17 protein-coding genes and 2 tRNA genes are annotated in these 20,922 nt (G+C 73.3%); 8 read left to right on the top strand and 11 right to left on the bottom strand.

All coding sequences use genetic code 11. The annotated features are described in order from the left end of the window. Positions 1 to 53 precede the first annotated feature (53 nt). The 4 genes from BLW57_RS20580 to BLW57_RS20565 all read left to right on the top strand — a co-directional run bounded on the left by BLW57_RS20580 (position 54) and on the right by BLW57_RS20565 (position 3,207). Entirely contained in the window at positions 54 to 410 is a 357-nt protein-coding gene (locus BLW57_RS20580) for a hypothetical protein (RefSeq protein WP_093476405.1), read from the top strand. Continuing rightward, positions 407 to 1,555, top strand: a complete 1,149-nt coding sequence (locus BLW57_RS20575) for a DUF3631 domain-containing protein (protein ID WP_093476403.1) — start codon at positions 407 to 409, stop codon at positions 1,553 to 1,555. Before BLW57_RS20580 ends, BLW57_RS20575 begins: the two co-directional genes overlap by 4 nt. A gap of 192 nt (positions 1,556 to 1,747) precedes the next feature. After that, a complete protein-coding gene (locus BLW57_RS20570; RefSeq protein ID WP_093476402.1) occupies positions 1,748 to 1,945 on the top strand; it encodes a helix-turn-helix domain-containing protein in 198 nt (65 codons plus the stop codon). Next, positions 1,945 to 3,207 carry a tyrosine-type recombinase/integrase gene (locus BLW57_RS20565; protein WP_093476400.1) on the top strand — a complete coding sequence of 421 codons (1,263 nt, stop codon included), beginning with the start codon at positions 1,945 to 1,947 and terminating at the stop codon, positions 3,205 to 3,207. The genes BLW57_RS20570 and BLW57_RS20565 overlap by 1 nt, the downstream gene beginning before the upstream one ends. 100 nt (positions 3,208 to 3,307) lie before the next feature. Here BLW57_RS20565 and BLW57_RS20560 read toward each other — a convergent pair. Together BLW57_RS20560 and BLW57_RS20555 are read right to left on the bottom strand one after the other, a co-directional pair. Further along, positions 3,308 to 3,380: transfer RNA gene (locus BLW57_RS20560), tRNA-Arg, on the bottom strand. Positions 3,381 to 3,577: 197 nt separating this feature from the next. Next, positions 3,578 to 3,668: transfer RNA gene (locus BLW57_RS20555), tRNA-Ser, on the bottom strand. 219 nt (positions 3,669 to 3,887) lie between these two features. Here BLW57_RS20555 and BLW57_RS20550 point away from each other — a divergent pair. Further along, positions 3,888 to 4,388, top strand: coding sequence for an SSI family serine proteinase inhibitor (locus BLW57_RS20550; RefSeq protein WP_093476399.1), 501 nt, complete (start codon positions 3,888 to 3,890; stop codon positions 4,386 to 4,388). A gap of 311 nt (positions 4,389 to 4,699) precedes the next feature. Further along, positions 4,700 to 9,292 carry a hybrid sensor histidine kinase/response regulator gene (locus BLW57_RS20545; protein WP_093476397.1) on the top strand — a complete coding sequence of 1,531 codons (4,593 nt, stop codon included), beginning with the start codon at positions 4,700 to 4,702 and terminating at the stop codon, positions 9,290 to 9,292. 36 nt (positions 9,293 to 9,328) lie between these two features. Here the strand turns inward: BLW57_RS20545 and BLW57_RS20540 are convergent, their stop codons facing one another. After that, positions 9,329 to 9,913, bottom strand: a complete 585-nt coding sequence (locus BLW57_RS20540) for a TetR/AcrR family transcriptional regulator (RefSeq protein ID WP_093476396.1) — start codon at positions 9,911 to 9,913, stop codon at positions 9,329 to 9,331. Positions 9,914 to 10,049: 136 nt separating this feature from the next. On the opposite strand from BLW57_RS20540, the gene BLW57_RS20535 reads away from it, so the two are divergent. Continuing rightward, positions 10,050 to 11,282, top strand: a complete 1,233-nt coding sequence (locus tag BLW57_RS20535; RefSeq protein WP_093476394.1) for an MFS transporter — start codon at positions 10,050 to 10,052, stop codon at positions 11,280 to 11,282. Positions 11,283 to 11,824: 542 nt separating this feature from the next. Here the strand turns inward: BLW57_RS20535 and BLW57_RS20530 are convergent. The 8 genes from BLW57_RS20530 to BLW57_RS20490 all read right to left on the bottom strand — a co-directional run bounded on the left by BLW57_RS20530 (position 11,825) and on the right by BLW57_RS20490 (position 19,672). Beyond that, on the bottom strand, positions 11,825 to 13,480 hold the full coding sequence (locus BLW57_RS20530; protein ID WP_176985952.1) for a long-chain fatty acid--CoA ligase: 1,656 nt from the start codon (positions 13,478 to 13,480) through the stop codon (positions 11,825 to 11,827). Positions 13,481 to 13,593: 113 nt separating this feature from the next. Then, positions 13,594 to 14,148: a SigE family RNA polymerase sigma factor gene (locus tag BLW57_RS20525; RefSeq protein ID WP_093476393.1), complete on the bottom strand. Its 555-nt coding sequence runs from the start codon at positions 14,146 to 14,148 to the stop codon at positions 13,594 to 13,596. A gap of 170 nt (positions 14,149 to 14,318) precedes the next feature. Beyond that, positions 14,319 to 15,485, bottom strand: coding sequence for a lipid-transfer protein (locus BLW57_RS20515; RefSeq protein WP_093476390.1), 1,167 nt, complete (start codon positions 15,483 to 15,485; stop codon positions 14,319 to 14,321). After that, entirely contained in the window at positions 15,482 to 15,925 is a 444-nt protein-coding gene (locus BLW57_RS20510; RefSeq protein ID WP_093476388.1) for a MaoC/PaaZ C-terminal domain-containing protein, read from the bottom strand. The genes BLW57_RS20515 and BLW57_RS20510 overlap by 4 nt, the downstream gene beginning before the upstream one ends. Positions 15,926 to 15,928: 3 nt before the next feature. Continuing rightward, a complete protein-coding gene (locus tag BLW57_RS20505; RefSeq protein WP_093476386.1) occupies positions 15,929 to 16,954 on the bottom strand; it encodes an acyl-CoA dehydrogenase family protein in 1,026 nt (341 codons plus the stop codon). Between the two features lies 1 nt (position 16,955). Beyond that, complete coding sequence (locus tag BLW57_RS20500) at positions 16,956 to 17,921, bottom strand: bifunctional MaoC family dehydratase N-terminal/OB-fold nucleic acid binding domain-containing protein (protein WP_093480792.1); 966 nt, start codon at positions 17,919 to 17,921, stop codon at positions 16,956 to 16,958. An 80-nt stretch (positions 17,922 to 18,001) separates the two neighbouring features. After that, positions 18,002 to 19,162 (bottom strand): acyl-CoA dehydrogenase family protein, encoded by a 1,161-nt coding sequence (locus BLW57_RS20495; protein WP_093476384.1) that lies wholly within the window; start codon positions 19,160 to 19,162, stop codon positions 18,002 to 18,004. A gap of 198 nt (positions 19,163 to 19,360) precedes the next feature. After that, a complete protein-coding gene (locus BLW57_RS20490) occupies positions 19,361 to 19,672 on the bottom strand; it encodes a hypothetical protein (RefSeq protein ID WP_093476382.1) in 312 nt (103 codons plus the stop codon). 369 nt (positions 19,673 to 20,041) lie between these two features. On the opposite strand from BLW57_RS20490, the gene BLW57_RS20485 reads away from it, so the two are divergent. Then, on the top strand, positions 20,042 to 20,914 hold the full coding sequence (locus BLW57_RS20485; protein ID WP_093476380.1) for a bifunctional DNA primase/polymerase: 873 nt from the start codon (positions 20,042 to 20,044) through the stop codon (positions 20,912 to 20,914). The last annotated feature ends 8 nt before the right edge of the window (positions 20,915 to 20,922 follow it).

Genomic DNA, 20,922 nt, shown 5'->3' with positions numbered 1-20,922 from the left:
GCCTGGATTGCCCAACACCCCACACCGCCGGGCCGCATGCCGCTCCACAGCCTGTGGATACGGCGGCCGAGGGCGAGCCGACAGGCGCCGCCCGCAAGGGCGTCGTCACTGCCTTTCGCTCTGACCGCTTCCAGAGCGCCCAGGCACGCCACACCACGGAAGCCCCCACCCCGGATCGGCCCGGACTCCGCATCTACGCCCCGCCCGTCTACCGCCACCACTGGGACGGCGCCCGCTGGTCCACACGGCCCGGCGACACCCCCACCGCCGCCTACGCCTGCGCGTGCGGGCAGACCGGCACCGCCACCGGCCCCCGCGCCGTGACCGCGCTGGTCGGCGACTACGACTACCACCGCTCCACCTGCACCGGAACGCCCGTCGCCCCCGCCGAAGGGAGGGCCGCCGCATGACCACCGCCATCGACGGCGCCGCATTGCTGGACGAGGTGGAAGCCTTCCACCGCCGCTTCAACGTCTTCCCCACCGATGCCGCGTTCGTCGCCGTCGCGCTGTGGGACGCACACGCCCACCTGCTCGACTGCTTCGACTCCACCCCTCGCCTGGCGTTCCTATCCCCCGAGCCGGGATCGGGCAAGACCAGGGCCCTGGAGATCGTCGAAACGCTCGTGCCCAACTCCATGGCTGCCGTGGACGCCTCCGCCGCCGCCCTCTTCCGCTCCGTCTCCGGGATCAACGGCGGACGACCCACGATCTTGTTCGATGAGATCGACACAGTCTTCGGGCCCAAGGCGGGGGAGAACGAACAGCTCCGAGGGTTCCTCAACGCCGGACACGCCCGCGGACGCCCCGTGTACCGGTGCGTCGGTGACGGCGCCAACCAGCAAGTACAGGAGTACCCCTCGTTCTGCGCGGTGGCTGTCGCAGGACTCGGGCACCTCCCGGACACGATCATGAGCCGGTCCGTCATCGTCCGGATGCGCCGGCGGGCCCGCAACGAGAAAGTCGAACCCTTCCGCACGCGCATCCACGTCCGCCAGGGCCACCAACTCCGCGACCGGCTCGCCAAGTGGGCCGAGACCGTCACAGAGCAGGTCACCGACGTCTTCCCGGAGCTGCCCGACGGGGTGACCGACCGCCCTGCCGACGTCTGGGAGCCGCTGGTCGCCGTTGCCGACGCCGCTGGCGGGCACTGGCCCGAGCGCGCCCGGCAAGCCTGCCTCACGTTCGTCAACGCCGCCCGCGCCAACGACAAGGGCAGCATCGGCGTTCGGCTCCTGACCGACCTACGCGACCACGTTCTGTGCGGCATCGACCGCCTGCCTACCGTCGCCATCCTCGACCGGCTCAACGCCCTGGATGACGCCCCGTGGGCCGACATGGGCGGCCGCCCGCTCGACTCGCGGCGTCTGTCCAAGATGCTCAGCGAGTACGCCGCCACCGACGGCGACCCCATCGGCTCGCGCAACATTAAGACCGGCGGTGGGGTCCTCAAGGGCTATTACGCCGCCGATCTCTGGGACGCGTGGGACCGCTACTGCCCCCCACCCCCTGAAAGTCCGCTACCTCCGCTACCGGGCACCGAAAACCTGGCCTGACCAGCAACAACGCGGTAGCGGCAAGCCGTGGTGCTTGCCGCTACCCATCCGCTACCAGACCAGCTCTATCCGCTACCGCTACCCCATCCGCTACCTCCGACAGGGCCCCTGACCTGCGAGGTAGCGGAGGTAGCGGAAGTAGCGGACTTCCAAGAGGGGCCAAGGGCGCCCCCGCATCCCAGGAGGTTCGTCGTGCGCACCGCCATGCCCCCAGCACCCGAAGCCCTCACCGTCCCCGAAGTGATGACCGCTCTGCGGCTGAGCCGCAGCAAGGTCTATGACCTCATTCGCACGAGACAGCTCCGCAGCTATACGTCCGGCCGCGCCCGCCGCGTCCCGGTCGACGCAGTTCGCCAGTACATGTACGACCGTATGGAGGAAACCGCGTAATGGCTAAGCGTCGCGCCAACGGCGAAGGAACGATCACCAAACGTGCGGACGGCCGTTACCAGGCGGCGGCGTACGTCTACCGCCCCGACGGGACCCGCACTCGAAAGTTCGTCTACGGCAAGACTCGTACGGAAGTCGCCGACAAGCTGACTGAGTTGCAGGAGAAGACCCGTCACGGCATCCCCGCCGCAGAGTCGACCATGGCGTTCGGTGACTACCTCACCTACTGGCTCGCTACCATCGCGCCGCAGCGGCTCAAGCCGTCCACGTTGAACAGCTACGAGGGTCTGACCCGTCTGTACATCCGGCCGGCTCTCGGCAAGAAGCGGCTGAACAGGTTGTCACCGGCGGACGTGCGCCGGTTCCTAGCGGAGTTCAAGAACGCATGCCTGTGCTGCCTGCGAGGGGCAGATGCGGAGCGCTCGGAGGACAAGCGTTCGTGCTGCGCCGTGGGGCGCTGCTGTGAGCGTCGCCCGTCTGCCCGGACCGTCCAGTACATCCATGCCGTCCTCCGGTCCTCGCTTCAACAGGCGATCCGAGAGGAACTGGTCGCGCGGAACGTCGCGCGGATTGTGGAAACCCCCTCCATCACCCGCAAGGAGGTACGTCCGCTGGATAACGCAGAGGCTCGCCTCATGCTCAAGACCGCGCGCTCCCATCGCCTCTACGCCCTGTGGTTGCTGCTCGTGTCGACGGGCCTGCGGCGGGGAGAAGCGCTCGCGCTCACCTGGGGGGACGTCGACCTTGCCAACGGGCAGCTCCGGGTGCGCCGGAATGTGCAGCGCATTCGGCGTGAGCTGATCTTCGGCAGCCCCAAGACCATGCGCTCCATTCGTACGGTGTCCCTCCCGAAGCGGTGCGTTCAGGCACTTGTGCAGCACCAAGTCCAACAGGAGCGGGAACGCAAGATCGCGGGGAAAAAGTGGCAGCCCATGCCAGGGCAGCCGGGCGGACTGATCTTCACTACAGCGACCGGCCGAGTCACGGACCCTCGCAGCCTGAACCGGATGCTCACCATCCTGTGCCGGAACGCCGGCGTGCGACGGGTACGCGTGCACGATCTTCGGCACACGTGTGCATCACTACTGCTCGCGCAGGGGGTGGATGCTCGCACGATCATGGAAACACTCGGGCACAGCACGATCACGATGACGCTGGACACGTACGCGCACGTGATGAGCACGACACTCAAGGCAGCCGCTGACCGGATGGACGATGCCCTCGGACCGGACGAGACGGACGAGGAAACAGACGGCGACTAGGAGCCGTGCGCCGAAGAATGATCGACGCTTCGGCCGCGTTGATGTCAGTCGTTGATGTCAAAGGCCCCGCCGGGCGAACCGGCGGGGCCTTTGAGCTGTGTGCACTCGGCAGGATTCGAACCTGCAACCTTCTGATCCGTAGTCAGATGCTCTATCCGTTAAGCTACGAGTGCTTGTTTATTTTGTTTTCCGTCTCCGCTCCCGGCCCTTCCGGCCCGCTCGCGGCGACAGGAAGAACATTACATGACTGCCGCCGTCATGTGAAATCCGATCCGCACATCCCTTGTGACCTGCGAAAACGTCCAGTGGGGGCGTGTGCGCCGTGAACGCCGAAGCCCCGGTCCAAGGGACCGGGGCTTCGGGATCGGTGCGGAGGCGGAGGGATTTGAACCCTCGATGGGCTTTAAGGCCCAAACCGCATTAGCAGTGCGGCGCCATAGACCGGACTAGGCGACGCCTCCAGCACAACCGCTCACGCGAGCGCGTGATCGGTGCGTGCAGATGATGACACAGTCGGGTGCGGTGTCACCAATCGCCCCCCACGGTACTAGGCAGTCGGGCCGCAGGGCAAAGGGCTTCCCCGTCGGGCGTGCCCGGTGGCGGCGGCGCGGCGGTGCCGCGGGGGCGGAAGCCCCCGGGAGGCGGCGCAACGTCCGGCGGACCGGGGCGTTGGAGAGGGCATGGTCTCTGTTCTGCCGGTCGCCGGGCGCCGCGTCCTCGTGTCGTCCCTCGCCGCCGTCGCCTCCCTCGTCCCGCTCACCGCCGTACCCGCCCTGGCGGCCGGTGCCGCGCCGCCGCCCGTCCGGCCCGAGGACCAAGCCCCGCGGACCGCCCGCCACGGCGGTGATCACCTCACCGTCGTCGTCCGCCACGCCGGCACCGGACGGGACGGCACCTACGACGTGTCCTGTCACCCAGGCGCCGGCCGTCACCCGGACGTGGCCGGAGCCTGCCAGGTGCTCGACACCCACACCCGGTGGGGCCGGGACCCGTTCGCCCCGGTGGACCCCGGCAGCGCCTGCACCATGGTCTACGGCGGGCCGGCCACCGCCCACGTCACCGGCACCTGGGCCGGACACCCGGTCGACGCCTCGTACGACCGCAGCAACGGCTGCGAGATCGGGCGGTGGGACCGGATGGTCCCGCTGCTGCCACGGCTCGGCGCGACACCCTCCGCGTAGGTCCCCTCGGCCACCCGCCCACGGGTCCGGCGAGGGGACGTCCACGCGCCCGGGAACGCCTCCACCGGCGCCGTGGCCTGCCACGGTCCGCTCCTCGCGGGATCAACGGGGACGTAAAGGTCCCGCGAAGGTACGGCGAAGTCGGAGGGGGCGGTCACGCGTTCGCCGTCACTTCCTCGTGGGACCTCCCTCTCATCCGGCGTCGCAACCGCAACCCGTGCGCTTAGACTCCCTCGCGTGACACGTCGCGGGCCGGTTGGCAAGATGGCCCGAGCGGTCGGCAAGGTGCGGTAACAGGGAGGAAGCGTCTCGTGAGCAGCAGGCCATCCCGAGGCGCTGCTCGCCTCGCAGCCATACTCGACGCGCTGCCGGACGCGTTGGTCCTGGTCAACGCCAACGGCACCGTCGTCAACGCCAACACCATCGCGCTGGAGGCGTTCGAGGCACCGGGGACCGCGCTCGTGGGGCGCGGCCTGCTCGATCTGCTCCCGCAGTTCGACTCCAGGCTCATCCCCGGATCGATGCGGCGGCCCGATCACATGGACCCGCGCGGACGGACCAAGCCGACGCGGATGATCGCCCGGCGCACCGACGGGAGCGAGTTCCCGGTCGAGGTCACGAGCGCGAACCTGGAGAACGGGCAGCAGGCGTACGACGGTTACGGCTACACCGGCGACGAGCTGCTGATGCTTGTCGTGCGGGACCTCTCCGGGACCGTCGACACCGAGGCGGAGCTGGCCCGCTCCCAGCGGCAGACCGAGATGATCCTGCGCGCCGCGGCGGAAGGCGTCGTCGGCACCGACACCGACGGGCGGATCGTGCTCGTCAACCCGGCCGCCGCCCAGATACTGGGATACCGGGCGGGTGAACTGGGCGGCAAGGAGCTGCACACCCTGGTGCTGCACTCCCGCGCCGACGGCTCCCCCTTCCCGTACGACGAGTCGCCGCTCGCCGACACCCTGCGCTCCGGGCGCAAGCACCGGGTGCGCGGGCAGGTGCTGTGGTCCAAGGGCGACGAGCAGGTCTCGGTCGACCTGACCACCGCGCCCGTGCGCGACGGCGACCAGCTCGTCGGCGCCGTCATGACCTTCACCGACCGGCGGCCGTACGACACCCTCGTCGAGGAGAAGGACGCGCTGGAGAAGGCGCACGCCGACGAGCTGGAGCGACTGTCCGAGGAGCACGCCTCCGACCTGACCGCGCTGCGCCAGCAGCACGTCAGTGAGCTGGAGGAACTCGACGAGAAGCACGCGGAGGCGCTGGCGGCGGGCGAGGAGCGGTACGCCGCGCTCGCCGAGCGGGAGAAGGACCGGTTCGACGCCCTGGCCGGGCGGCACGAGCAGCTGCTGACCCTGCTCGGGCAGTCGCTGCGCGGGCCGCTGGACCAGCTGCGCCGCGAGCTGTCCGCCCTGGCCGCCGACGACGCCGGACAGCTGTGGCCCGAGGCCAACCAGGTCCTGCACCACCTCTCGGCCGGCTACTCGCGGATCACGACCCTGATCGACAACGTCCTCGGGTACCAGCGGCTGGACGCGGGCGCCGACGACGTCACCCGGACGAAGGTGATGCTGGACGCCGTCGTCGCCGCCGGTGTGGACGGGGCGGTGGAGCTGATCGGTCCCGGCCGGGTGCAGTTCGCGGTGCACGCGCCGCCCATCGAGGCCGAGGTCGACCCGCAGCGCCTCGCCACCGCGCTCGCCCACCTGGTGGCGGACGTGGCGGGTGTCGACGCGACCGGCAACACGCCCCTGTCGGCGGGCGGTTACCTGGACAACACCGTCGTGGTCGCCGCCGCCCAGCGCGGCGAGGTGGCGCGGATCGAGGTACGCGGCCCGTACGCCGGGGGAGACCCGGTGCACGAGCCGATCGTGCGCGGCATCGTGCGCGCCCACGGCGGCGTGCTCCAGACGCACGACGTGCCGGGCATGAGCGGCAGCGCGTACGTGCTGGAGGTTCCGCTCGGCGGTGGCGCCGGTGCGGTCGCCGCGCAGCTCCCGGCCGCGCTCGAGCGGGCGCCGCAGGAGTCCTCGCCCCTCGAGCCGGGCGGTTCCGGTGGCGGCCGGCGGCGGGCCAGGCGGTCCACGACGGACGCCTTCCTGGAGAGCGATGTGCCGGGCGCCGGTGAGGCAGCCGGTGACAGCGAGGCGTCGACGCCGACGGGCCGGCGCCGCCGGCGTGCCGGTGCGCCCGCCGACGAGGCCGTCGCGGTTCCGGCCGAGGGTGCGGAGAACGGGTCCGGTGGTACCGGGCGCCGCCGCGGGCGTTCCGCCGAGATCGCCGGCGGCGCCGGTGACGGCCAGGGTGTGGCCGAGGGTGCCGTGGTGACCGCGGCCGAGCACGCCGCCGGGGCCGCCGCCTCCCACACGGGACTGGGCGGGGCCGTACCGCCGCAGGGCGTCCCCGTACCCACGGGCCACCGCGCCCTCCCTGACGCCGACGCGCCACAGGCGGCCCTGCCGCCCGCCCTGCCCGCGGCCGGTGCGCAGCCGGTGCCGGCGGCGGCCGGCCCGGCCGAGGACGCACAGCCGACCGGACGGCGCCGGCGTGCGCTGGCCGCCGCGGCCGAGCGTGCCGCGGCCCAGGAGGCGGAGGCGGCCGGTGTCCGTACGGTCTTCGCGCTGCCCCCGGCCGACGCGGACCGCTCACCCGAGCCCGCCGGCGCGGTCGCGGCACCCGACGGCGGCACGACGCCGAACCCGGCCGCCGCGACTCCGGGTACACCCGTGGGTCCCGGCGTGCCGGTGGCCCCCACGGGTGCCGGTGTGCCGGTCGACCCGAGCACCGGGGTACCGGTGGGTCCTGGTGCCGCTGTCACGAACGGTCCCGGCGCCGGTGTGCCCGTGGGGCCCGGTACCGACGGGCAGCCGCAGGCCGCCGGTGCCGTTCCCGCTCCGGTGGCGGGGGTGCTGCCCGGACAGGTGCAGGTGCCCGCGCAGCCGCCGGTGTCCGTCGAGGGACTGCCCGGGGACGACGGCCGCCACGACGCCGTACCGCTCGGCCAGGCCGAGGACCACACCCCGCCGCAGCCGCATCCCACCAGTGCCCCCACCGGCCGGCGCCGCCGGGCCGTGGCCCAGCCCGCCGAGGGCGCCCAGCCGGTGGCGCCCGCGCCCGAGCCGGGCGTGCCGGGACAGGTCGCTCCCGCTGGGACCGCGGTTCAGGGCACCACGCCCCAGGTCGTCCCGGTCGTGCCGGCTCAGGCCGTCCCCGCCCAGGGCGTTCCGGCGGCTCCCGCCCAGGCCGCGCCGGACGTCCCCGGCCAGGCCGGCCCCGTCGCACCCGCCGGTCGGACGCCCGCACCGGCCCCGGTCGCCGCGCAGCCGGTGCCCGGGACCCAGCCCGGTGCCGCCGTGCCCGGCCGGCAGATGGCCGTGGCCCCGCCCCCGGTCCCCGCGCAGGGCACCGCCGGCCAGTCCGTGCCGGTCCCCCCGGCCCAGGCGCAGCAGGCCCCCGCGGCACAGCCCGGCACCCCGGTGGCTCCCCCGGCCCCACAGCCGTTGCCCGCCGAGTCGGCCACCGGCCGGACGCCCGCGGCCACCGTGCCCCAGCAGTGGCCCGGTTCCGGTGACACCTCCGGGGCGGGTACGCCCGTACCGCAGGTGAACCCGGCCGGCACCCCCGCCGCGGGCACCGCGCTGCCCGCCGAGCACACCGGCGCCCAGGCGCAGCGGGCGGCGCAGCCACTGCCCGCCGAGGCCGCGGCGGCGGCGGACCCGAACTCGACCCAGGGCAGGGCGATCAGCGTCCGCACGCTGGGACAGGGCGTGCCGTTCGCGCGGCAGGCCGCGCAGGTGCAGCAGCCCACGGCGACCCCGCCCCCGCACACCCCGGGAGGTTCTGGCCGGCGCCGCAAGCTGGGCACGCCCCCGGACCCGGCCACCCGCCCGGAGCCGCAGCCGGAGCAGGCCGCCCGGCCGCACCCGGCCGCCGAACAGCCCTCGCTCGGTGGGCAGGTGCCCGTGCCGCAGCCCTCGCTCGGCGGCCAGGCGCCCGTGTCCCAGCCGTCGCTCGCCGGGCAGTCCCGGCTCGTCCCGGGGACGGAGGGCGCCGGACGGTCGTACGCCATAGGCGCACCCGAGCCCAACTCCGCCGAGGGGCCCGAGCCGCTGGACGGTCCCGGCGGTGCCGTGGAGGTGGCGGACACCCCGCGGCCGCAGCCGCTCGACGACGAGCTGCCCCCGGAGCCGCTGGACAACCCGCGCCGGCTGCTGGTGTGGCCCGCGCCGGACGTGACGACCCAGCAGGCGCTGAGCGACCGCGGCTACCGGCCCGTCATCGTGCACTCCCGCGAAGAGGTCGACGCGCAGATCGCGGCCTTCCCCGCCGCGCTGTTCGTGGACCCGCTGACCGGGCCCATCACGCGCACGGCCCTCCAGTCGCTGCGCCAGGCCGCCGTGGCGGCCGAGGTGCCGGTGCTGGTCACGGCCGGGCTCGGGCAGGCGACCCGGGAGGCGGCGTACGGCGCCGACCCCGCCGTACTGCTGAAGGCGCTCGCGCCCCGGGACTCCGAGCAGCATCCGCCGAGGGTGCTGCTCATCGAGGAGCACGCGGAGATCGCGCTGGCGCTGACCTCGACGCTGGAGCGGCGCGGGATGCAGGTGGCGCGCGCCGCGAACGACAATGACGCGGTGACGCTGGCGGGGCAGTTCCGGCCGAACCTCGTGGTGATGGACCTGATGCAGGTGCAGCGGCGGCAGACCGGCGCCACCGGGATCATCGACTGGCTGCGTGCGAACGGCCGGCTCAACCGCACCCCACTGGTCGTCTACACCGCCGCCGTCGACCAGGCCGACCTGCCCCGGCTGGCCTCGGGCGAGACGGTGCTGTTCCTCGCGGAGCGGTCCACCAGCACCGAGGTGCAGGACCGGATCGTCGACCTGCTCGCGCGGATCGGGACCAACTAGCCGTCTTCCGGGCGCCGGTGGGGCCCGGCGGCCGGGTCAGCGGGCGACCAGCCGCCGGGCCGCCTCCCTGATCGAGGCGCGCAGGCGGTCCCGGTCGGTGTCCTCGGCGCCCACCACGATGCGGTGCATCTGGGGCACGACGGAGGCCCAGTTGGCCAGGGCGATCAGCAGGAAGAGCAGGTCGCGCGGCGGGATCGCGTCGGTGATCACGCCCCGCTCCTGGCCGTCCCGCAGCGCGTCGATCTTCCGGCGGTAGTGCTCCCGGCGCTCGCCCTCGTCCGGCAGTTCGGTGGCCGCGCCGTACTCCAGGCCCTCCCAGAAGAGCAGACGGAGGACCTCGGGATGGCCGGCGTGGTAGTCGATCACCCGGTCGACCCAGCCCTCGATGTCGTCGGGGTCGACGGGCACGGCGACGGCCAGGTCGAGCATCGACCTGGCCAGGACCCGGGTGAACAGCTGGGCCTTGTTGCCGAAGTAGGCGTAGATCAGCTGCTTGTTGGCCTTCGCCCGGTCGGCGATGCGGTCGATGCGGGCGCCCGCGATGCCGTGCCGGGCGAACTCGGCGACCGCCGCCTCGAAGATGCGGGCCTTGGTGGCCTCGGGGTCCCTGACTGCTCCCATGCGGACAGGGTAGGACCGCGAACCTCAGGCAACCAACTATTTGGTTGACGGGAATGCCGGGCCAGGGGCACGCTGTTGCGGTAATTCCAACCAACCAGTTAGTTGCGAGAGTCGGCTCCAAGGAGTAGTCCCGCTCATGCCGTCAGCCACCAGCACCCAGCAGGCACGCGAGGTCCGGGCCACGGTCCGCGAGCAGCCCGTCTCCGGCTCCCTCTTCCTCCTGCTCATCGCCGTCTGCACCGCGGTCACGGCCGCCAACATCTATCTGGCGGCCCCGCTGCTGCCCCTCATGGCCCACGACTTCGGCACGGTCCCCTCGGCCGTGACCTGGATCGCCTCGGTCGCCCAGTTCGGCTACGCGGCCGGGCTGCTCTTCTTCGCCCCGCTCGGCGACCGCGTCGACCGGCGCCCGCTCGTCGCCGGCCTGTCCTTGGCCACCGCGCTGGCGCTGGTCGGCGCGGCCGCCGCCCCCGGCACCACCGCCCTCGCCGTCGCTGTCTTCGCCGCCGCCGCCGCGACCGTCGTACCGCAGCTGCTGGTCCCGCTGGTGGCCGCGCGGGCACCCGCCGACCGGCGCGCCCGGCATGTCGCGGCCGTCATCGCCGGCCTGTTCACCGGCATCGTCGCCGCACGCGTCGTCGGCGGACTCGCCGGGCAGGCCTTCGGCTGGCGCTGGGTGTTCGCCGGCTCCGCGGTACTGACCCTCGCGCTGGGTCTGGCCACCGCCCTGGCCCTGCCGCCGGAGCGGCGCGCACGGCAGGGCGGGTTCTTCTCCCTCTTCTCCGGCGTCGCCGAACTGCCGGGGCTGCTGCGCCACTCGCCCGACCTGTGGCGGGCGTGCCTGCGACAGGCGGGGATGTTCGGCGCGTGGAGCGCGCTGTGGACCTCCCTCGCGCTCCTGCTGACCGGCCCGGCCTACGGCATGTCGACCGCGGCCGCCGGTCTGTTCGGCCTCTTCGGCCTGACGTCCAGCGCGGTGGCCCCGCTGGCCGGAGGCCTGGTGGACCGGTTCGGGGCGGCACGGGTGGTGGGCACGGCCTATGTGCTGGCGGCCGTCGCCGTGCCGCTGTTCTGGCTCGGCGGACACGTCCTGGCGGCCCTGTTCACCGCCGCCATGGTCGTCCACGCCGCCCTGGTCGCGTCCCACGTCGCCAACCAGACCCTCGCCCTGACGACGACCTCCACCCCGGCCACCGCCAACACCGCCTACGTCGTCTCCGGTTTCGCCGGCGGCGCCCTGGCCTCCGCCGCGGCGGGCCCGGCCTTCGGCCACTGGGGCTGGACCGGAGTCTGCGCGGTGGCAGGAGTATGGCTGACCCTGGGCTGGGCGAGCACGGCGCTGGGCGGCGGGCTGCCGTCCTCGCGGTGAACGGGAGCGAGGATCCGGCCCGGCGGTGGACGAGGGCGAGGATCCGGCGTCGCGGTGAGCGGAGGCGGCCGCCAGGCCCCGTGAACGAGAGCGGACGCCAGGCCCCGCGGTGAACGAGAGCGGACGCCAGGCCCCGCTCGAAGGCGTGCCGGCCACCGGCTGGTCCTCGCGTCGTCCGGGGCACCGGCCACGCATCGGCCACGACGGTGGGCCGGGGGCAGGCGGCCGGCCGCGCGGCAGGCCGTCGGAGCGTCGGTCCCGTCGTGAGTCGTCCCGGGCGATCGGCCGGCGCGGTGAGCCGTGCGGGCCGTGAGCCGGACCGCGCGTCCGGGGCATCCGGCACGACAGCCGGACGGGGCGGACGACTCCCGCAGTGGCGAGGCTTCCGGGGGAGCGGCCACTACAGCGGGCCCGCGGGCGGACGGCCTCATCGTCCGTGGGACGCCCCGTAGGCCGGAGGGGACCGCCGCCTCAGCGGATCACCGCCAGACCGCCCGTGACACCGGGCAGCGTGGTGCCGCCCCGGTGTCACGGGGACACGCTCAGAGGTTGGTGACGTCCAGCTGACCGTCCGCGTACTGGCGGCGGAGGACCTTCTTGTCGAACTTGCCCACGCTCGTCTTCGGCACCGCCTGGACCAGCGTCCAGCGCTCCGGCAGCTGCCACTTGGCGATGCGGGCCTCCTCGGCGAGGAAGACGCGCAGGCTGCGGAAGTCGGCCGTGGCGCCCTCCCTGAGGACGACCGTGGCCAGCGGACGCTCGCCCCACTTGTCGTCGGGCACGGCGACCACGGCGGCCTCGGCCACGTCCGGGTGGGACATCAGCGCGTTCTCCAGCTCCACCGAGGAGATCCACTCGCCGCCGGACTTGATGACGTCCTTGGCGCGGTCGGTGAGGGTGAGGAAGCCGTCGGCGGAGATGGTGCCGACGTCACCGGTCTTCAGCCAGCCGTCCTCGCTGAACTTGTCGGCCGGACGCAGCGGTTCGGCGTCGGGGCCGTTGTAGTAGGCGCCCGCGATCCACGGGCCGCGGACCTCGAGTTCGCCGGCCGACTCGCCGTCCCAGGGCAGGCGCTCCCCGCCGGGGCCGGTGAGGCGGGCCTCGACGCCGGCCGGGAAGCGGCCCTGGGTGAGGCGGTAGGAGAGCTCCTCGTCCGTGCCGACCGCGTGGGCCGGGGGCCGGGCGACCGTGCCCAGCGGGGAGGTCTCCGTCATGCCCCAGGCGTGGCAGACCCGCATGCCGAGCGCGTCGAAGGCCTCCATGAGGGAGGGCGGGCAGGCCGAGCCGCCGATGGTGACCTGGGTGAGGGAGGAGACGTCGCGCGGCTTCGCGTGCAGCTCGGCGAGCAGGCCCTGCCAGATGGTCGGGACGGCCGCCGCGTGGGTCGGCTTCTCCCGCTCGATCATCTCGGCGAGCGGCGCGGGCTGCAGGAAGCGGTCGGGCATCAGCATGTTGACGCCGGTCATGAACGTGGCGTGCGGCAGGCCCCAGGCGTTGACGTGGAACTGCGGCACCACGACCAGCGAGGTGTCCTGATCGGTCAGCCCCATCGACTGGGTCATGTTGACCTGCATGGAGTGCAGGTAGATCGAACGGTGGCTGTAGACCACGCCCTTGGGATCGCCGGTGGTGCCGGAGGTGTAGCACATGGCGGCGGCCTGGCGTTCGTCCAGCTCCGGCCAGTCGTAGGTGGTGGGCCGGCCGGCGATCAGTTCCTCGTACTCGTGGACCCGGACGTGCGTGCCGTCCAGCGGGGCGCGGTCACCCGGCCCGGAGACGACGACGTGCTCGACGGTCGGGAGCTTCGACAGCAGCGGGGCGAGCATCGGGATCAGCGAGCCGTTGACGATGACGACCCGGTCCGCGGCGTGGTTGACGATCCACACCAGCTGCTCGGCGGGCAGCCGCAGGTTCAGGGTGTGCAGGACCGCGCCCATGGAGGGGATCGCGAAGTAGGCCTCGACGTGCTCGGCGTTGTTCCACATCAGCGTGGCGACCCGGTCGTCGCCGCGGACGCCGAGTTCGTCCCGCAGGGCGTTGGCCAGCTGCACCGCACGCGCCCCGGCCTCGGCGAAGCTGCGCCGCTGCGGCTCGTCCTCGCCGGTCCAGGTGGTGATCCGGGACCGTCCGTGCACCAGCACCCCGTGCGTGAGGATGCGGGTGACGGTCAGCGGTACGTCCTGCATGGTGCTCAGCACGGCGTCCTCCAGGGCGACATTGCCTACGCGGTGGTAGAGGGCTGCGCTGATTCTGCTCACATACCGCGCGGTATGTCACTAGGGGAAGGAAAATTGTGTCCGCGGGGTGTCCCTCAGCGGGCCAGTACCAGCTCGGGGTCCTCGCGCAGTTTGCCCAGGGCCCGGGAGACCGCCGACTTCACCGTGCCGACCGACACACCGAGCACCTCGGCGGTCTGGGCCTCGCTGAGGTCCTCGTAGTACCGCAGGACGACCATCGCCCGCTGCCGGGACGGCAGTCTCAGGATCGCCCGCCACATGGCGTCGTGCAGTGCCTGCCGTTCGGCCGGGTCGTCACCGCCGGGCAGCGGCTCCGGCTCGGGCAGTTCCTCGCAGGAGAACTCGTCCACCCTGCGCTTGCGCCACTGCGACGTCCGCGTGTTCAGCAGCGCCCGGCGCACGTAGCCGTCCAGCGCCCGGTGGTCCTCGATCCGCTCCCACGCCACGTAGGTCTTGGCGAGCGCGGTCTGCAGCAGGTCCTCGGCGTCGCTGGGGTTGGCGGTCAGCGAACGCGCGGTGCGCAGCAGGACCGGCTGGCGGGCCCTCACGTACGAAGCGAAGGACGGGTACGCGGTCTGCCGCCCTGGTGCGGCGGCGGCCGAGGCGCTGGTGCAGACGGGTGTGGTCATGGCTCCAACGCTAGGAGCGTGCCCGGTCCGGCGGATCGGCCGCAGGTCCCGAAGCGGCGTCCCCCTCAGGTTGTAGGGGTGGGGCCGTCCCCACCTCCTGAAGGTGGACGGCGGATCCACCCCGTCTGCGGGTCCGACCCTGACTCCGGTCCGGGCGGCCGGCCGCCGGCTCAGCCGTCGGCGGCGAGGACCAGCCCCGACGTCGGCACGCCGGTACCGGCCGTCACCAGGGTCCGGGCCGCTCCCGGTATCTGGTTCACCGCCGTGCCGCGCACCTGGCGCACCGCTTCGGCGATGCCGTTCATCCCGTGCAGATACGCCTCCCCGAGCTGCCCCCCGTGCGTGTTGAGCGGGAGCCGTTCCCCGGCCACGAAGTCCGCCGCCTCGCCCCGGCCGCAGAACCCGAACTCCTCCAGCTGCATCAGCACGAACGGGGTGAAGTGGTCGTAGAGGATCCCCACGTCGATGTCCGCCGGACCGAACCCGGACGTCCGCCACAACTGCCGGGCCACCACGCCCATCTCGGGCAGTGCGGTCAGGTCGTCCCGGTAGAAGCTTGTCATCTGCTCCTGCGCCCGGCCGGCGCCCTGGGCGGCCGCCACGATCACGGCGGGCGGGCGCGGCAGGTCGCGGGCCCGCTCCAGCGAGGTGACGACGACCGCCTGCCCGCCGTCGGTCTCCTGGCAGCAGTCCAGCAGCCGGAGCGGCTCCACGATCCAGCGGGACGCGGCATGCTCCGCGAGCGTGATCGGGCGGCCGTGGAACCAGGCCGCGGGATTGGTCGCCGCGTACTTGCGGTCCACCACGGCCACGTGCCCGAACGCCTCCGGCGTCAGCCCATGGGCGTGCAGATACCGCTGTGCCGCCATCGCCACCCAGGAGGCCGGGGTGAGCAGCCCGAACGGCAGCGCCCAGCCCAGCGCCGCCCCCTCCGCCGACGGCTCCCGGTGCCGCACGCCCGCGCCGAACCTGCGGCCCGAGCGCTCGTTGAAGGCCCGGTAGCAGACCACCACCTCGGCCAGGCCCGTCGCCACCGCGAGCGCCGCCTGCTGGACGGTCGCACAGGCCGCCCCGCCGCCGTAGTGGACGCGGGAGAAGAAGGACAGCTCGCCCATCCCGCACGCCTGGGCCACCGTGATCTCCGGGCTGGTGTCCATCGTGAACGTCACCAGGCCGTCCACGTCGGCCGCGGTGAGACCCGCGTCGTCGAGCGCCGCCCGCACCGCCTCCACCGCGAGCCGCAGCTCGCTGCGCCCGGAGTCCTTGGAGAACTCGGTGGCCCCGATGCCGGCGATCGCGGCCCGGCCGCCGAGGCCGTCCTTTTGACGGACGCTCATGAGCCGGCCTCCGACACGGCGGGGCCCGGTCCGCCGGCGGCGGGGACGGTGACCGTCACCGTGCCGGTGACGTGGGTGCCGATGCCGTTGGCGCCGACGACCCGCACCGTGGCGGTGTCCCCGTCGACCGCCTCGACCCGGCCCGTCAGCACCATCGTGTCCCCCGGGTGGTTGGGCGCACCGAGCCTGATGGCGACCCTGCGGAGCACCGCGGACGGACCGAAGTGGTCCGTGATGTACCGGCCGACAAGGCCGTTGGTCGTCAGGATGTTCATGAAGACGTCCGGCGAGCCCTTCTGCCGGGCCAGCTCGGCGTCGTGGTGCACGTCCTGGTAGTCCCGGGACGCGATCGCGCCCGCCACGATCAGGGTGCGCGTGACCGGGATCTCCAGCGCGGGCAGCTCGGCGCCCACCGTCGGTGCCGTCGGTGCCGTCGTCATCCCTCACTCCCCATTCGCGATCGACTCCCCCAGTTCCTGGAGCACTTCGGGACCGCAGCCCAGGTGGGCGTCCAGCTGCCGGCCCCACAGGAAGTGCCGGTGCACCGGATGGCCGACGTCGGCTCCGGCCCCGCCGTGCAGATGCTGACCGGTGTGCACGACCCGCGCTCCCGCCTCGGACGCCCACCAGGCGGCGGTCAGCGCGTGCGTGGCGTACGGCAGTCCCGCGTCCCGGCGCCAGGCCGCCTCGTAGGCCGTGACCCGTATCGCCTCGGTGTCCATGTGGGCGTCGGCGGCACGCAGCTGGACGGCCTGCCGGGTGGCGAGCGGTCGCCCGAACTGCTCCCGGGCGTTCGTGTGCGCGACCGCCCGTGCCAGCGATCCGGCGCACACCCCGGCCTGGAGTCCGGCGAAGGCCGTACGGGCGGTGGCGAGGACGTCGGCGTAGGCGCCGGGGCCGCCCAGGGGTTCCGCCGGTGCCCCGTCGAGGGTGAGCCGGGCCGCCGACCAGGGCGCCGTCAGCTCCACCGGTGTGGTCACCGTGCCCTCGCCGAGCGGGGCCAGCCACAGCCGCCGGCCGGCGTCGGCGACCAGGACGTGGGTGGCGTCCCGCAGCCAGGGCACGACGGGGACGGTGCCGGTCAGCTCACCCGCCGCCGAGGCCCGTACCCCCTTCTGCGCCGGGAAGGCCCCGGTGACCACCAGTGAGCCGTCGTCGATGGCGGGCAGCAGCCGCTCGCGCTGCTCGGGGCCGCCGTGCGCCAGGACCGCCAGCCGGCCGTAGACGCACGCCGCCGCGTACGGCACCTGGGCCGTGGTGCGGCCCTGCTCCTCCAGCAGCAGCACCAGCCCGAGCAGCCCCAGCTCCCCGACCGCGCCGATCAGGCCCGCCGTACTCAGGGCCTTCCACAGCTGCGGGTCGCTGCCGGTGCCCACGGCCGTCAGACGCTCGTGGCCGGCCAGGTCGCCGAAGATCCGCGCGGCCAGGCCGCGGGCCCCGGCCTGGGCCTCGGTGGGGGTGAAGTCCACGTCAGCCCTCGCCTTCGACGACCCGGAAGACGGGCAGGTCCAGCGTGCCTTCGTCGGCGCCCTCGACCGCGTACCGCCGGAACTCCAACCGCACCGGCAGCCCGATGCGCACCTTGTCGTACGGCACCCCGACCACGTTGCTCACCATCCGCACGCCCTCGGCGAGTTCGATCAGGCCGACGGCGTACGGCCCCGCCGTGCCGGAGTCCTCGTCGGCGTCCGTGAAGGCCGGGAAGGGCGGGTGGTGCATCACCACGTAGGAGTGGACCGTGCCCTCGCCGCCCGCCTCGACCGTGTCCCAGTCCGGGCCGCCGCAGGCGTTGCAGCCCGGCAGCCAGGGGTGGCGCAGGGTGCCGCAGTCCGTGCAGCGCTGGATGAGCAGCCGGTGCTGGGCCACGCCCCGCCAGAAGCCCTCGTTGTCCCGGTTGACCACCGGGTGGGGGCGCCGCGCCCGGGGCCGGGTGGGCGCGGGCGCGTACTTGAGGATGCGGAAGCGATGGGTGCCGACCAGATCGCCGCCGACGCGGACGTCCGTGCGGGTCGTGACGAAGTGTCCCGCGCCCAGTTTCGTCGTCTTGCGGTCGGAGACCGACTCGATCACCGAGTCGAACGCGACCTCGTCGCCGGGGCGCAGGGGCCGCAGGTACTCCTGCTCGCAGTCGGTGGCCACCACCGCCGTGCAGCCCGACGCGTCGAGCAGGGCGAGCAGTTCGTCGTAGGCGCCCGTGCGGCCCTCGTGGCCGGAGAGGCCGCCCATCGTCCAGACCTGGAGCATGGTGGGCGGGGCGACGGCGTCGGGGCCGCGGTACGCCGGGGCGGTGTCGCCCATCGCCTCGCACCAGTGCCGGATCATCGGCGCATTCACCGGGTCCTTGCCCACGCCACCGACGGCTGCCGGGCGGCCCTCGTACGCCTTGAGCCGCGTTGCCAGTGGCGCCCGGTTCCCGTCCTCCGGCGGCCTGCCCACCGGCACCCGGCCCACCGGGCCCGTCTCCGCCGACCCGCCGACCCGTGCCTCGCCGCCTCGCGGCTCACCGCCCGCCCCGCTCACCTCCGCCCCCTCGTCATCCCGAGCCGCATCGTCGCGACGATCTCCCGCTGCACCTCGCTCACCCCGCCCCCGAACGTGTTGATCTGCGCCGCCCTGTTCAGCCGCTCCAGCTCGCCGTCCCCGAACGCGCCGGGCGATCCGGAACGGACCAGCCCCGCCGACTCGTCCGCCCCCAGCACGTGCTGGCACATCCGGTACACCGCGACCGCCGATTCGGTGCCCGCGAACTTCACGCCGCTCGCGTCGCCGGGGGCGGGCCCGCCGCTCCCCAGGTCGGCGACGAGACGCCAGTTGAGGAGGCGGGTCGCGGCCAGCCGGGCGTGCGCCTCCGCCAGCTGCGACCGCACCCACGGCTCGTCCACCCGGCGCCGCCCGGTCACCGGATCCGGGGTACGGACGGCGTCCAGCACCGCCGCGAGGAAGTCCTCGGCCTGCATCCCGACGGCCGCCAGCGCGACGCGTTCGTGGTTGAGCTGGCCGGTGATCAGCGACCAGCCCTGGTGCTCGGTGCCGACGAGGTTCCCGGCGGACACTCGGACGCCGTCGTAGTAGGTGGCCGTCGTCGTCTGACCGCCCACGGTCTCGATCGGCGTCCAGGAGAACCCCGGTGCGTCGGTCGGGACGAGGAGGACGGAGATGCCCCGGTGACCGGGTGCGTCCGGGTCGGTGCGGCAGGCGAGCCAGATCCAGTCGGCGTGCTGGGCGCCGGAGGTGAAGACCTTCTGGCCGTCGATCCGCCAGCCGTCGCCGTCGCGCACGGCCCTGGTGCGCAGCGAGGCGAGGTCGGTGCCGGCGCCGGGTTCGGTGTAGCCGATCGCGAAGACCAGCTCACCGCTGAGGATCCGGGGCAGGAAGTGGGCCTTCTGGGCCTCGCTGCCGTGCTGCATGAGGGTGGGGCCGACCGTGTTCAGCGTGACCATGGAGACGGGCGCGCCGGCCCGGTACGCCTCGTCGAAGAACACGAACTGCTCGTCCGCGCCCCGGCCGCGGCCCCCGTAGGCGGCGGGCCAGCCCAGGCCCAGCCAGCCGTCGGCGCCGATGCGGCGCAGCAGGGCGCGCGGGTCGGCGGGCTCGCCGCCCTCCGGCATCAGGTCGCGGAAGTAGGCGCGGAGCTCGGCTCGCAGGCGCTGCTGCCGCTCGGTGGGGGCGAGGTGCACGGCGGACCTCCCGGCCACACTCGTCTGACGAGACAGTTTCTGACTGTCCGTCAGATCGTGGGTGGTGTCAAGGTCGGTTCCGCGGCCGGCCCGCCCGGGAAACGCCTGCGCGGCGGTACCGAAGTACCGCCGCGCGGACGTGTGACGACCCCGAAGCACCCCCGCGAGGTCCTCCCGTGGAGGAACCTCGCACCGCGCTCACCAGAGGCGGGTGAAGCGGATGGCGACGTTCTCGTTGCCCTGCTGGATGGCCGTGAACGCGGAGCCGTTCACCTGCGCGGTGCTGCTCTGATTCGAGGCCCCTGAGCCGACCGCGTTCTGCTGTGTGGTGGACGAGTTGCCGTTGTTGTCGTGGCCGACCCCGCTGCCGACGACGGACGCCACTCCCGCGTTCGATCCGTCGCCCGCGAAGGCGCCGTTGTCCGCGGTCGCGACGCCGGTGAAGAGGGCGGCTGCGAGGGGGAGCGCGGCGACGGCGGCGAGAACGCGGGCGGTACGGATGCTTGCCATGTTGTTCCTCCAGAACCAAGCACTGAGCGGCCCTAGGGCCACAAGTACGTGAACTACGGCTTGCGTCAGAGCAGTTGGCCGACCGCCCCGACTGTCGTGGACGACGTCGCGCAACCAGAGTTGCCCACCGAATCCCCGGCGAACCACCCCCTAAGGCGCAATTCGCACGCAAGCGTGATGACAAGTCGATAAACCCCCATCACCACCTTTCCGCCCCTCCCGACCCGATCCGGGCGAGAACGGATGTTCAGCATTCAAGCGCCACACGAGAGGAATCGTTACGGCATATTTCCTGCCAATCCGCCATCATTCCGGCGTGCCGCGACCCCCCCTCTTCCCTTTTTCGAACATGCGTACGAACATGGAGCCATGGCCACCATCGACCGGCAGACCACGACGCTGGCCCTCGCACACGCCCTGTCGGCCGCCGAGCGCGGCCTCGCCGTCCTCCCCCTCTCCCGGACGAAACTCCCCGCGCTGCGCTCGCCGCACCGGACCGAACCCGACCCGGCGGGGTCGCGCTGCCACGGCGAGTGCGGCCGCCTCGGGCACGGCGTGTACGACGCCTCCACCGACCCTGGCCGCATCCGAGAGCTCTTCGCCGCCGCCCCCTGGGCCACCGGCTACGGCATCGCCTGCGGACTGCCGCCGTACCACCTGATCGGTGTCGACCTGGACACCAAGTCCGACACGGATTCCTCGGTCGCCCTGCGCGAGCTGGCCCTGCGCCATCTGTTCACGATCCCGGAGACGGTCGTCGTCCTCACCCCGAGCGGCGGCCGGCACCTGTGGCTGACCGGCCCGCCGGACGTCGTCGTACCGAACTCGGCCGGACGCCTCGCCCCCGGCATCGACATCCGGGGCGCCGGCGGCTACCTCGTGGGCCCCGGCTCCCGCACCGACCACGGCGTCTACGCCACCGCCCCCGGCACCGCGCACCTGGCCCCCGCCACCTGCCCGCCCTCCCTGCTCCGCCTGCTCCTGCCACCGCCCCGGGCGAGCCACCCGGCCCCGCCCGCACCCGGCGACCACGGCCGCGGGCTGGTGCACTTCGTCCTCTCCGCCCACGAGGGCCAGCGCAACACCCGTCTGTTCTGGGCCGCCTGCCGCGCCTACGAGAACGGCATCGGCCCCGCCCTGGCCGACCCGCTGACCGAGGCGGCCCGCCACACCGGCCTGTCCGAACGCGAGGCCCGCGCGACGATCGCCTCGGCGGCCCGGATGACCGGGCACCAGCCCTGAGAAGCCGG

The organism is Streptomyces sp. 1222.5, assembly GCF_900105245.1.
Lineage (GTDB): Bacteria > Actinomycetota > Actinomycetes > Streptomycetales > Streptomycetaceae > Streptomyces > Streptomyces albidocamelliae.
The sequence above is the reverse complement of the archived record's forward strand: the minus strand, read 5'-3'. Positions and strand labels throughout refer to the sequence as shown.